Origin of the sequence: Streptomyces aureoversilis, assembly GCF_042657885.1 — a bacterium.
GTDB lineage: Bacteria > Actinomycetota > Actinomycetes > Streptomycetales > Streptomycetaceae > Streptomyces > Streptomyces aureoversilis.
Genome location: NZ_JBHSKJ010000010.1, coordinates 201,015 through 213,263 on the forward strand (window position 1 = coordinate 201,015; position 12,249 = coordinate 213,263).

Sequence of the window (12,249 nt, forward strand, 5' to 3'; positions counted from 1 at the left end):
TGATCCTCTCGCTGGGGCAAGTTCTTCTTACCGGCCCGGTCGGACCGGCACTTTCCGGAATTGACCGGCGCTGCCCGGTCCGGCCCGGCGAGCAGCAGCGAGGAATGCGGTCCGGGGTCGTGGACACCCCCGAACGGCCCGCGTCGTCCGCGGACGACGCCGATGCCCGCCCCCTGGGTGAGGCACTTGCGGCACACGTGGCCCGCCTTCTGCGGCGGGACCCGCGCCGACGCCACGGTGATTGCCGCTGCTACCGGCCGGGTGCCCCTCCACGGCATCCGGCGTCCACTGCACAGCTCTTCTCCACATCTCTTCTGCACATCTCTTCTGCGCACAACCCTTAAGGAAGGCTGCATCCTCATGGCCAAGAAGGCGGGCGAAATCGCGGACTGCCAGGTCCTCGTCATCGGCGGCGGCCCCGCGGGCGCGACGGTCTCCACCCTGCTGAGCAAGCGCGGGTACAAGGTCACGCTGCTGGAGCGCGAGCACTTCCCGCGCTACCACATCGGCGAGTCCCTGTCCATATCCTGCTTCCGGGCCATGGAGGTCCTCGGCGTCAAGGACAAGGTCGAGGCCCACGGCTTCATGCGCAAGAACGGTTCCTACTACGCCTGGGGCGACGAGGAGTGGGACCTCCCCTTCAGCCACCTCCCGGGCGAGGACAACCACAGCTGGCAGGTCATCCGCTCCGAGTTCGACCAGATCCTCCTGGAGCACGCCAAGTCCGAGGGCGTCGAGGTGCACGAGGGCGTCAGCGTCAAGGAGGTGCACTTCGAGAACGGCCGCGCCTCTTCGGCGACCTGGTTCCGCACCGGTGACGATTCCGAGACCGGCACCGTCTCCTTCGACATCGTCGTGGACGCCTCCGGGCGCAACGGCGTCCTCGGCAACCGCCAGATCAAGGACCGCCGCTTCCACGACGTCTTCCGCAACATCGCCGTGTGGGGCTACTGGAAGGACACCCCGCCCCTCGACCTCGGCCCCGAGGGCGCCATCGCCGTCTTCAGCCGGGAGAACGGCTGGCTGTGGGCCATCCCGCTGCACGACGGCACCCTGAGCATCGGCCTGGTCACCGGCAAGGACGGCTACCAGGCCGACCACAAGCGCCTCGGCGGCCGCGAGGCCGTCTACATGGACGCCATCGAGTCGTGCCCGCAGCTCGCCGCGCTCGTCAAGCCGGCCGAGCTCGTCTCCGAGGTCAAGAGCGAGACCGACTACTCCTACGTCGCCGACTCCTTCACGGGCCCCGGCTACTTCCTCATCGGCGACGCGGCCTGCTTCCTCGACCCGCTGCTGTCCACCGGCGTGCACCTGGCCACCTTCAGCGGCATGCTGGCCGCCGCCACCGTCTCCGCGATCCTGCAGGGCGAGATCCCCGAGGAGGAGTGCCAGGCGTTCTTCCAGACCGCCTACCGCCAGGCCTACGAGCGCCTCCTGCTCCTGGTCTCCGTCTTCTACGAGAGCTACCGGGGCAAGGAGAGCCACTTCTACAAGGCCCAGACGCTCACCCGCGAGGACCGCAAGGGCCTGCGCCTGCACGACGCGTTCCTCAACATCATCGCCGGCACCGAGGACCTCGTCGACGTCACCACCGAGGGCGCCTACGAGCGGCTCGCCGCGAGGCTCCGCGGCGACGAGGGCGGCTCGCCCGCCCCGATCTCCAACCACAACACCCACAAGGAGAAGCTCCCCGAGTCGCCGGAGAGCGCCATCGGCGGTCTCTACATGACGCTCGAGCCGGAGCTGGGCCTGCACCGGACGGCCTGACCTCCCCTCCCGGCCGGCGGTCCGGGGCCCGTTCCCGGACCGCCACGCCGTCCGGGGTCCTCCGGAAAACCGATGCCCCCGGAGGACCCCGGCCGGCGCACACCCCACCCCGCCTCACGGAACGGCGACGCGAGAACACGTATGAAGAGCACCACGAACGACCCCGCGCACCCCGGAGGCGGCCTCGCCGCCGCGGCCGCGGACCTCCCCCCGCACGCCCGCCTGCTGCTGCTCCTCGCGGTGCCCGCCCCCGACCCCGCGCGGCGGGCCGAGGCCCGCGCCCTCCTGGGCCGGCCCGACCTGGACCGGGGCGCCCTGCTCCGTGAAGCCGCCCGCCACCGGCTGATGCCCCTGCTCGGGCGGCACGTCGACCGCTACGGCTGGGAACGGGACGGCGACGACGGCACGGCCGTCTTCGAACCCTGGCTCTTCACCAATTCCCTGCTCGGCAACCGCAGCCGGAACCTGGTGCTCTCCGACGAATTCGGGCGCGTCCTGCGGGAACTGGCGAGCGACGGCGTACCGCACGCCGTACGCCGAGGATTCGCACTGGTGAATTCCGTCTACCACGACCCCGGCGTGCGGGTCATCGGCGATCTCGACCTCTTCCTCGCCCCCGCCGACGTCCCCGGGGCCCAGCGCGTCCTGGAGCGCCTGGGATACGCCCGGGAAGGAAATCCCGAGAGCACGGACGGGGCGAACCACACGGAATCCGGGGAGCATTCTGCGGATTCCGCCGGGCCTCTCCAGCTGACGTTCCTCAAGCCCGGCAGCCGGCCGAGCGTGCCGGAATTCCACGTCGACGTCTATCACGACGTCTTCGAACGCCGCACCGGACTCTCGCTGCCCGCCGCGACCGTCCTCGCCCGCCGCACACCGGAATCCGTGTGCGGGACGGAGACCTCCGTCCTCGGCCGTGCGGACGGCCTCCTCGACCTCTGCACCCTGCTGTACGAGAAGGCGACCGCACCCCGCCGCACCGGTGCGCCCCTCGGCCTCCCGATCGGCAAGATCCTGGACGCCGCCCTCGTCGCCGGGCGCTTCACCGCGACCGCCTGGCGGGAGTTCACCGACCTCGTACAGGACGCCGGCGCCTCCCATGTCGCCTACCACGCCCTGCACTTCACGAGCGTGCTCTACCCGACCGCCGTTCCCGCCGAGGTGCTGCGCGCGCTGCGTCCCGGCGACGTGGACTACCTTGAGGAGTACATGAGCACGGAGGGGCGCGAGCGACGCTGGAGCGTCGCCTTCCCGGCGCGCCTGTTCGTCCCGGACGCCGGCCCCGGCGACGGGGACGCGGCGCCCTGACGGCCCCACGGCGAGGGAGGACACCCGACATGGAGAACACGACGGCCCCCGGTGGGATGCGCGAACTGCTCCGGCAACTCGACGTCTTCGCAGGAGACTTGCCGGACTTCGACCCCGCGGCCGCACCCGGCGATCCCACGGCGCTGTTCGTGGAGTGGCTCCGCGCGGCGATCGACGCGGGCATCCCGGAACCGCACGCGATGACCGTGTCGACCACGGCCGCGGACGGCAACCCCTCCGCACGCGTCCTGCTGCTCAAGGACGTCGCGGACGGCGGCTGGCAGTTCGCCGTGCACGGCGCGAGCCCCAAGGGGCGGGAGCTGGTGGAGCGCCCCGCCGCGGCGCTCACCTTCCACTGGGTGCGGCTGGCGCGCCAGGTGCGGCTGCGCGGCCCGGTCGTCGCCGAGTCGCCCGAGCGCAGCGCCGCCGACTTCCTCGCCCGGTCGCCCGGCTCGCGCGCCGAGGCCCTGATGGGTTGTCAGAGTCAGCCGCTGGAGAGCCTGGAGGAGCTGAACCTGGCGGCCAAGCGCTCCGCCGAGCGCGTCGCGCAGGACCCGGAACTGGTCGACCCCGCCTGGGTCCTGTACACGCTGCGGCCGACGACCGCCGAGTTCTGGCAAGGAGACCGGCAGCGCAAGCACACGCGGCTCGCCTACCGGCGCGAGGAGGAACGATGGACCAAGACCCTGCTGTGGCCCTGAGACCGGAGGACGCCGGACTGCGGCTGACCGTCCTGGGCGCGGGAGCCCCGTACGCCGTGCCCGACCGGGCCTGCTCGGGCTACCTGGTGCGGGGTGGCCGGGCGGCCGTCTGGGTCGACACCGGGCCGGGCACCCTGGCCCCGCTGCAGCGGTTCACCGCCCTGGAGACGCTGTCGGCCGTGTGGATCTCCCACCTGCACGCCGACCACGCGGCCGACCTGCTGGGCGCCTGGTACGCCCTGGGCCTGTGCGGCGTCACCCGCACGGCCCCGCTGCCCGTCCACGCGCCCCGCGGGTGCGCCGAGCGACTGGCCGGCTACTTCGCCGAACCGGGCACCGCCTTCCTGGACAAGGCCTTCCGCTTCCACGAGCTCGCGGACGGCCGGGAGGACGACGCCGACGGGCTCCGGCTCGTCACCAGGGCCGTCGAGCACGACGTTGAGGCCTTCGGCCTGCGCGTCGAATACGGCGGGAGCGTCCTCGCCTACACGGGCGACAGCGGACCCTGCCCTGCCCTGGAGGAGCTCGGCGCCGGTGCGGACCTGCTGCTGAGCGAGGCGGGCGACGGCAGGACCGCGCCCGAGGGGGTGAGGAGACACCTCACCCCGGAGGAGGCCGGCCGGCTCGCGCGGCGCACCGGCGCCCGGTCCTTGCTCCTCACCCACCTCGCGACGGGGCTCGCCGCCGAGGACGCCGTGCGCCGGGCGTCAGGCGGGTTCGGCGGCCCGGTGGCCTCCGCCGAGGAGGGCCGGACGTACGGGGTCGTCGCGGACACCGCCCCGGTGCCTTTGTGAGACGCGCGCGTGAGAGCGGGTGAGGCGCGGAGCCCCGCCGGGCTGTACGCGGACCGGTAGGCCCATTGTCGGAGGCTGCTGGCAGCATCGCCGGTATGAACGTCACCGGACGACGCTCCCGGCGTCTCCGAGTACACGCCGGAGGACGAAGCGGTCCTGTCGCAGATCGACTGGGACCTCCAGTGGCCCGACGGTGGCCCGGTCCCCATGCTGCCCTTGGCCCAGTTGTACGTGCGCGACGTCCCCCTGCTGCGCCCGCCCGGGCGGTCCGGGGCCGATCTGCTCCAGGTGCTGCGGTGCCCCTTCGACCACCCTCCGGAGACCTGCATTCCCAGGACCGCCCTGTTCTGGCGGTCCGCAGCCACGGTCACCGACATCCTCACCTCACCCCCGGACCCCCCCGCGGTGGAGCGCGAGGAATACGTGCCGGAGCCGTGTCTGCTCGCGCCGGAGCAGGTCACCGAGTACCCCAGCCCCATGGAGCTGAGCGAGGAGCTGCGAGAGCAGCTGGGAGACTGGAGCAGGTGGCAGGCAGTCGACGCCGGTGTGGACAGCTCCTACGCTCCCTACCCGGAGTCGTTCTACGGGAGCCGGCTGTCCGTCGCCCCGGGGCCGGAAGGCCGGCGGCTGGCCCGGCCCTGCCCCGCCTGCGACACCGAGGGCTTTGTCAGGGCCCTTGATCACTTGCCCCAGATGCTCCGGTAGGCCGTGCGGTAGCCGGGTGGGTCCCAGGACGTGGTGCCGGTGCTGTTGGTGGCCGTGGCGATGTGGACGGGGGCGACGTAGCCACTGGGGGGCCTGCCCGAGAAGGCGCGGTTGAATTCGTCGATGATTTGCCAGCCTTGTTCGGTGAGGGCTTCGGGGACGGTGGCTGCCTGGAATTGGCGGCTGTTGATGCGTTGGAAGGCGGAGGGGTCGCCGTCGCCCGCGCCGATGTTGTACGGGGGGCCGCCGCCCTCTCTGCGGGCGGCGCGCAGGGCAGGGGCGGCGTCGGCGAAGTAGACGTCGTTGATGGCGACGGAGTGGGTCCACTTCTTCCCGAAGCGGGCGAGCATCGAAGAGACGTCCTGAGGCGTGCGGCTGCTCGTGTCCGAGAGCGGGATGTTCTCCTCCGCCAGGAGCTTCACGCCGGAGCAGGTGGCGAGTTCTTTCTTGATCAGCTCGGATTTGTTCCTGGCGAACGGGATCGAGGCGTCGGTGAACACCACGGTCCCGGCGGTGCCGTGGGAGTGTGCGATGACCCAGTCCGCGCTGATCCTCGCAACGTCCTCGACCCGGGTGGTGACGTTGGTGAACAGCTCGGGGTCCCTGCTCGGGCCGGGGGAGCCGACCGCGTGCCAGCCGATGAGCGGGATGCGGTCCGCGCGGGCCTTCGCGACCTGCTGGGACGTCAGCCGGGGGTCGAAGCCGCCGATGACGATGCCCGCCGGCCGGAGGGCGAGGGCCTGGCCGAACGCCGCCTGGATCCCGGCGGGGGTGCCCTGGCCGTCGATCACCCGGGCGTCCCAGCCGATGGTCCTCGCGGCTTCCCGCACGCCGCGGACGGTGCCGGCGACGCCCGGGTTGGTCATGGTCTGTGCGACGTAGACGATCTTCTTGCCGGGCACGGCCCGGGGGCCGGTGGTGGGGCCGTCCCACGCCGTGTCGGTCTTCTCGGCCTGCCGGGTGGCGGCCCGGGCCTTCGCCAGGACCGCGGGGCACCCGGGCGTCGCCGGCTCCGCGGGCGGGGAGGCCGCGCCCGTCGACGCGCCGCGTTCGCAGCCGGTGGTGACGACGCATGCCGCCACTGCCAGCGCGACCGCGCCCGCCAAACCGACGGCGCGGGCCGTGGTCACGGCGTGGCTCCGGGCGGGTGACGGGGCGTCCGGGAGGGTTCCGTCCGCCGTCGGCGCAGCTGCCGGCGCGCGGCGTAGCCGGCCAGGCCGACCGCGAGGAGCAGGGTGCTGCCGTTGAACAGCGGCGTGACCCAGAAGCGGGCGCCCAGCTGGCCGATCCCGGCGAGGCCGACGGCCAGGACGGTGACGGCGACGAGGGTGCCCAGTGCGTTGGCGCGGCCGGGCCGGATCGCGGTGGAGCCGAGCAGCGCGCCGACGAAGGCGGGCAGCAGGTAGTCCATGCCGACGCTGGGGTTGCCGATCTGCTGCTGCGCGGCGAGCAGGACGCCGGCGACGCCGACGACCAGGCCCGATCCGATGAAGGCGTAGATCACGTAACGCCGGGAGGGGATGCCCACGAGGTCGGCGGCGCGGGCGTTGGAGCCGATGACGTAGAAGTAGCGGCCGAGGGGCAGCCGCTCCAGGAGCAGCCACAGCGCGGCGGTGAGGGCGAGGACGTAGAAGGCGGAGACCGGCAGGCCGAGGAACCGGGAGTCGTGGAGGGCGGTGAAGGCGGCCGGCAGGCCGTGCGGGCCGGGGACGATCCGGGCCCCGTCGGTGATCCAGCCGGTGAAGGCGTACATGATGCTGCCGGTGCCGAGGGTGGCGATGAAGGAGTCGATCCTGGCGAATTCGACGACGGTGCCGTTGACGGCGCCGACGGCCGCCCCGCCCAGGATCACCACGAGGCAGGCGAGCGGCCAGGGCCACCCCTCGGCGACGACGAGGTGCATCGTCATGACGTGCGCGAGGCCGAGGCCGTAGCCGATGGACAGGTCGAACTTGCCGGCGGCGATGGGGATCGTGGCACCGAGCGCGAGCATGGCGGGGATCGACTGGCTGGACAGGACGGCGGAGATGTTGTCCAGGGTGGGGAAAGTGCCGGGCAGGGCGAGGGAGAAGGCCACGAACAGCAGGGCCGTGAGGGCGAGGAGGCCGTAGGCGCCGACGAGGTGCCCGAACCGGTGGCCCGGCGGGTGCCGGGGCGACGGGGCGGGCGGAGGCTCCGGAGAGGACGGTGGCGGGGGAGAGGAAGAGGAAGGGGAGGGCGGCGTCATCGTCCCGGTGTTCCGGTGAGGGCGGCGATGTCCGACGCGGCGTGGGTGAGCGCGGTGACCGTGAGCGCTTCGCCGCTCAGCTCCGCCGTCACGGTGCCGCGGACGAACACCAGGGCGCGGTGACACACGTCGGCGACCTCCTCGAAGTCGGTGGAGATGAGCAGGACGGCCAGGCCTCCGGCCAGCGCGTCCCGGAGCAGCCGGTAGATCGCCGCCTTGGCACCGACGTCGACGCCGGCGGTCGGTTCCTCCAGGATCAGCAGGTTCCGGCTCGTCCCCAGCCAGCGCCCGATCATGACCTTCTGCTGGTTGCCTCCGGAGAGGGTGGCGATCGGCGCCTCGCTGTCGCGGGGGTGCACCGCGAACCGCTCGATCAGGGCGCCGGCCTCGGCGCGCTCGCGCCCGGGGCTGATCCAGTGCGCGCCCTGCAGCCCGGCCGCCCGGGGGTTGGCCAGGAAGTTCTCCCGTACGGTCAGCTCGGGCGCGCAGCCCTCCTCCTGGCGGTTGCTGGTCACGAAGCCGACGCCGTCGCCGACGGCGGCCGCGACCGTGCCGGGGTGGTACGGGCGCCCGCCGAGCAGGATCCGCCCGCCGAGGACCGGCCGGGAGCCGGCGAGGGCGCGGCCCAGCTCCATGTGCCCGGCGCCGGTGAGGCCCACCATGCCGAGGATCTCGCCGGGGCGCAGCCGCAGGCTGACCGGGCCGGTGTTCTCGGTGCGCACGCCGTCGAGGCTCAGGACGGCGGGGCCGGGGGCGGGGTCGGTGATGCCGTGGGCGCCCGGCCCGTGGCCCACGGCGTCGTGGCCGACGATGTCGTGCACCAGCCGGGCGGGGCCGTGGCCGGCGAGCGGGCCGTGGCTGACGAGCCGGCCGTCGCGCAGCACGGCGAACGCGTCCGCGACCTTGTAGACCTCGTCGAGCCGGTGGGTGACGAAGACGACGGCGCGGCCGTGGTCGCGCAGGGTGTGCAGGACGCCGAAGAGCCGCGCGCAGTCGGCCGCCGGGAGGCTGGCGGTCGGCTCGTCCAGGACGATCAGTGCGGCCCGGGTGCGCAGGGCGCGGGCGATGGCGACCAGGGAGCGTTCGGCCCGGGTGAGGTCGGCGACCACGGCGTCCGGGTCGAGGTGCGCGGCGACGGTGCCCAGGGCCTCGGTGCACTGCCGGCGGGTCCGCCGCCAGGACACCAGCCCCGCGCGGCGCGGGTATCCGGTGCCCAGGGCGATGTTCTCGGCGACGGTCATCCACCCGACCAGTCCCAGGTCCTGGTGGATGAAGGACATGGCCCGGGAGGCCGACTCGGTGCCCAGCGGGTGCCCGGCGACGCTCACCTCGCCCTCGTCCGCGTGGTGGATGCCCGCCAGCACCTTGATGAGGGTGGACTTCCCGGCGCCGTTGGCACCGAGCAGGGCCAGGACGCTGCCGGCGCGGATGTCGAGGTCGACCGCGTCCAGCGCGAGGGTGCCGCCGAGCCGTTTGCTCAGGCCGCGGATGCGGACGAGGGGCTCGGGGCCGGAGCCCGGGGGAGGGCGGGTGTCGGGAGTGTCGTGCACGGACTTCTCCGGGACCTGTCAGGACCAGCTACCGCAATGCCGTCATTTTCGTGATTCTCCTGTTTCGCCATTTCGCCATTTGGTCGTTTCGCAGCTTTCGTCATGCTACGGCCACCGCGGGCCCGGCGCCGGATGGGCCGTCAGATCGCCGGAATGTCGTCGAGGAACGCCTCGGCGCCGAAGGGCTTGCCGCCGACCTCCAGGGCGCACTCCGCCCAGATGACCTTGCCCCCGGCGGTGTAACGCGTCCCCCAGCACTGGGAGAGCTGGGCGACGAGGAACAGGCCGCGGCCGCCCTCGTCGGTGGTGGCCGCGTGGCGCAGGTGCGGGGCGGTGCTGCTCGTGTCGGCGACCTCGCAGGTCAGCGCGCGGTCGTAGAGCAGGCGCACCTGGATGGGGCCGGTGCCGTACCGGATCGCGTTGGTGACCAGCTCGCTGAGCAGCAGTTCGGTGGTGAAGGCGATCTCTTCCAGTCCCCACTCGGTCAGGCGGGCGGTGACGGCGGCGCGGACGGAGGAGACGAGGGACGGGTCGGCGGGCAGGTCCCAGACGGCGATCCGGTGCGGGTCCAGGGCGTGGGTGCGGGCGACCAGCAGGGCGATGTCGTCGGCGGGGTGCTCGGGGACGACGGTGCGGACGACCTCCCGGCACGTTTCCTCGGGCGGGCGGTTCGGGTGGGACAGGGCCCGGCGCAGCTGCTCCAGGGCCACGTCGAAGTCGCGGTGGCGGTCCTCGATGAGCCCGTCGGTGTAGAGGACGAGCTGGCTGCCCTCGGGGAGGAGGAACCCGGCGCTCTCGAAGGGGAGGCCGCCCAGCCCCAGGGGCGGGCCCGCCGGCAGCTCGGGGAAGGTCACGGCGCCGTCGGGGCGGACCAGCGCGGGCGGAGGGTGCCCGGCCCGGGCCATCGTGCACTCCTGCGTGGTGGGGTCGTAGATGACGTACAGGCAGGTGGCGCCGATGATGCCGGTGTTGCCGTTGGACGGGTCCTCGCCGCACTCCTCCCGGTCCAGGCGCCCGACGAGGTTGTCGAGGTGGGTGAGGACCTCGTCGGGAGGCAGGTCCAGCTCGGCGAAGGTGCGCGCGGCGGTGCGCAGCCTGCCCATGGTCGCGGCGGCGTGCAGCCCGTGGCCGACGACGTCCCCGACGACGAGGGCGACGCGGGCGCTGGAGAGGGGGATGACGTCGAACCAGTCCCCGCCGACGCCGGACTCGGCCGGCATGTAGCGGTGCGCGACCTCGACGGCGTTCTGCTCGGGGAAGCCGTGCGGCAGCAGGCTGTGCTGCAGGGCGAGGACCATGCTGTGCTCGCGCGTGTAGCGGCGGGCGTTGTCGATGCAGATGGCGGCGCGCGTGGCGAGCTCCTGCGCCAGCGAGGAGTCGTCGTCGCCGAAGGGCGAGGGGTCCTGGGAGCGGTAGAAGCTCGCTGTGCCCAGGACGATGCCGCGGGCGAGGAGCGGGACGGTGATGAGGGAGTGGACGCCGTGGGCCAGGAGGCGCTGGGCACGTGCGGGGTTCTGGGAGATCCAGCCCGGGGCGGTCCGCAGCTCGGGCTCCAGGATGGCCTCCCCGCTGGTCAGGCAGCGGAGCTGCGGCGTGGTCTCCTTGAGGTCGACCCGCTCGCCGGCGGGGTAGAAGGGGCAGTCGTCGCGGATGCCGTGGACCACCGTGCGGTGGAGGTCCTTGCGGGGGTCGGACGGCTCGTCGCCGCGCAGCACCGCCGAGGGAAGGTCGATGGTGACGTAGTCGGCCAGGCGCGGTACGGCCATCTCGGCGAGTTCCAGAGCGGTGCGGCTCACGTCCAGGGTGGTGCCGATGCGGGTGCTGGCCTCGGACAGCAGCTCCAGGCGGCGGCGGGCCGCGACGGCGTACTTCCCCACCCCCGGCTCGCCCACCAGCACCAGCCCGCTGGTCGCGCCGCCGTCGGCGGGCCGGCCCGCGCCGCCGGGTGCACCGCCTGCGACGGGGGTGCCGGCCGCGCCGGGCCTGCGGGCCGTCGCGGCGTCCCGGCCCGGCGGCGGGCGGCCGGGAAGGCGCCCGGGCGGCGGGACGACGTCGGTGAGGGCCTGCTGCGCCAGGAGACCGGGCGCAGCGCCGAGGGGCGGCCCGGCCTCCGTGGGGACGGCGAGGCGCTGGTGCCGCGAGGGGATGACCGCTTCGACGGCGAGCCCCTCCACACCGGAGGGGCTCGTCACCGGCCGGCTCAGCAGGGTGACCCGCCGGTCGCCGGGCAGGATCACCTCGACGGCCGCCCGCTGGGCCGAGGCGAGCAGCTCGCCGGCCTTCTCCTTGAGGATCATCTGGTCGCGCCAGTCGAGGCCGCTCGCGGTGAGCTCGCCCGGCTGCCCGTTGACGGACGTGCCGTCGGCCGGCGCGTGGCGCCTGGCGTCGAGGTAGGCCTGCAGCAGGGCGCGCTCCCGCGCCGAGCTCTGTTCCAGCAGCCGCCGTTCGATGGCGCCGGCCGCCCTGCGGATCACGACGTCCAGCGCCATGTCCGCGTCGGTGTAGGGGTAGCCGAGGCAGAGGACCCCCTCGATGCGCCCGTTGAGCAGGTCCCGTACGGGGATCGCCACGCACGCGTTCGCCTGCGACCGTTCGGCGAAGTGCTCGGCGCCGTAGATGTTGACCAGTTGCCGCTCCGCGAGGGCCAGGCCGATGCCGTTGGTCCCGCCGTACTTCTCGGCGAACACGAAGCCCGGGACGCTCTGGATCGCGGCCAGGTGCCTGACCATGGCGGCCTGGCCGAACCGGCGTTGCAGCACCGCCCCGCGCGCGTCGGCGAGGGAGATGTTCATGCTCCTGCCGTCGAACATGGCCTGCAGCCGGCTCATCACGGGCGCGGCCGCACGGATGAGGCGGCCGTCGAGGTCGAGGTCCTGCGTGTAGGGAAGCTCGCAGCCGTCCGGCGAGAGTCCGAGCGCCCGGCTGCGCCGCCACGAGTCCAGGATCGGGCTGCGCACGGCGTCCTCGACCGCACCGCCGCGAAGGAACTGCTCACGGGCGCGTACGGGACCGATCTCGTCCGCCACGAGCCCCATCCGGATCACTTCCTCATCGGTACGTGCGCCGATGGCCACCCGTACCGGGGCGGCTGCACTGTTGTTCCATTTTAGAACTTTGCCGACATAACGGAACGGGTCAGGCGTGCGCGGTCGGCCGGTCACCGCCGGTGACGGCGGCGGGTCCGGGTGGGTGCGCCC

At 73.2% G+C, this 12,249-nt stretch carries 9 protein-coding genes; 5 read left to right on the plus strand and 4 right to left on the minus strand.

Going from position 1 to position 12,249, the window contains the following annotated elements; genetic code table 11:
- Positions 1 to 360 precede the first annotated feature (360 nt).
- The 5 genes from ACFPP6_RS19470 to ACFPP6_RS19490 all read left to right on the plus strand — a co-directional run bounded on the left by ACFPP6_RS19470 (position 361) and on the right by ACFPP6_RS19490 (position 5,275).
- Positions 361 to 1,767 (plus strand): NAD(P)/FAD-dependent oxidoreductase, encoded by a 1,407-nt coding sequence (locus ACFPP6_RS19470; RefSeq protein ID WP_382043774.1) that lies wholly within the window; start codon positions 361 to 363, stop codon positions 1,765 to 1,767.
- Between the two features lie 141 nt (positions 1,768 to 1,908).
- Entirely contained in the window at positions 1,909 to 3,075 is a 1,167-nt protein-coding gene (locus ACFPP6_RS19475; RefSeq protein WP_382043777.1) for a nucleotidyltransferase family protein, read from the plus strand.
- Between the two features lie 29 nt (positions 3,076 to 3,104).
- Positions 3,105 to 3,776, plus strand: coding sequence for a pyridoxine/pyridoxamine 5'-phosphate oxidase (locus ACFPP6_RS19480; RefSeq protein WP_382043779.1), 672 nt, complete (start codon positions 3,105 to 3,107; stop codon positions 3,774 to 3,776).
- Positions 3,749 to 4,570, plus strand: a complete 822-nt coding sequence (locus tag ACFPP6_RS19485; protein WP_382043782.1) for an MBL fold metallo-hydrolase — start codon at positions 3,749 to 3,751, stop codon at positions 4,568 to 4,570. Before ACFPP6_RS19480 ends, ACFPP6_RS19485 begins: the two co-directional genes overlap by 28 nt.
- Before the next feature lie 207 nt (positions 4,571 to 4,777).
- Positions 4,778 to 5,275, plus strand: coding sequence for a hypothetical protein (locus ACFPP6_RS19490; protein WP_382043785.1), 498 nt, complete (start codon positions 4,778 to 4,780; stop codon positions 5,273 to 5,275).
- Here ACFPP6_RS19490 and ACFPP6_RS19495 read toward each other — a convergent pair.
- The 4 genes from ACFPP6_RS19495 to ACFPP6_RS19510 all read right to left on the minus strand — a co-directional run bounded on the left by ACFPP6_RS19495 (position 5,251) and on the right by ACFPP6_RS19510 (position 12,087).
- A complete protein-coding gene (locus ACFPP6_RS19495; RefSeq protein ID WP_382043787.1) occupies positions 5,251 to 6,405 on the minus strand; it encodes a substrate-binding domain-containing protein in 1,155 nt (384 codons plus the stop codon). The two genes, ACFPP6_RS19490 and ACFPP6_RS19495, sit on opposite strands and share 25 nt — an antisense overlap.
- Positions 6,402 to 7,502, minus strand: coding sequence for an ABC transporter permease (locus ACFPP6_RS19500; protein WP_382043790.1), 1,101 nt, complete (start codon positions 7,500 to 7,502; stop codon positions 6,402 to 6,404). Before ACFPP6_RS19500 ends, ACFPP6_RS19495 begins: the two co-directional genes overlap by 4 nt.
- Positions 7,499 to 9,052, minus strand: a complete 1,554-nt coding sequence (locus ACFPP6_RS19505; RefSeq protein ID WP_382043793.1) for a sugar ABC transporter ATP-binding protein — start codon at positions 9,050 to 9,052, stop codon at positions 7,499 to 7,501. Before ACFPP6_RS19505 ends, ACFPP6_RS19500 begins: the two co-directional genes overlap by 4 nt.
- 140 nt (positions 9,053 to 9,192) lie before the next feature.
- Positions 9,193 to 12,087, minus strand: coding sequence for a SpoIIE family protein phosphatase (locus ACFPP6_RS19510; protein ID WP_382043796.1), 2,895 nt, complete (start codon positions 12,085 to 12,087; stop codon positions 9,193 to 9,195).
- Between the last annotated feature and the right edge of the window lie 162 nt (positions 12,088 to 12,249).

Coding starts and splice junctions, on each gene's coding strand:
- ACFPP6_RS19470 (WP_382043774.1), top strand. CDS start 361: ATGGCCAAGAAGGCGGGCGAAATCGCGGACTGCCAGGTCCTCGTCATC.
- ACFPP6_RS19475 (WP_382043777.1), top strand. CDS start 1,909: ATGAAGAGCACCACGAACGACCCCGCGCACCCCGGAGGCGGCCTCGCC.
- ACFPP6_RS19480 (WP_382043779.1), top strand. CDS start 3,105: ATGGAGAACACGACGGCCCCCGGTGGGATGCGCGAACTGCTCCGGCAA.
- ACFPP6_RS19485 (WP_382043782.1), top strand. CDS start 3,749: ATGGACCAAGACCCTGCTGTGGCCCTGAGACCGGAGGACGCCGGACTG.
- ACFPP6_RS19490 (WP_382043785.1), top strand. CDS start 4,778: ATGCTGCCCTTGGCCCAGTTGTACGTGCGCGACGTCCCCCTGCTGCGC.
- ACFPP6_RS19500 (WP_382043790.1), bottom strand. CDS start 7,502: ATGACGCCGCCCTCCCCTTCCTCTTCCTCTCCCCCGCCACCGTCCTCT.
- ACFPP6_RS19510 (WP_382043796.1), bottom strand. CDS start 12,087: ATGGGGCTCGTGGCGGACGAGATCGGTCCCGTACGCGCCCGTGAGCAG.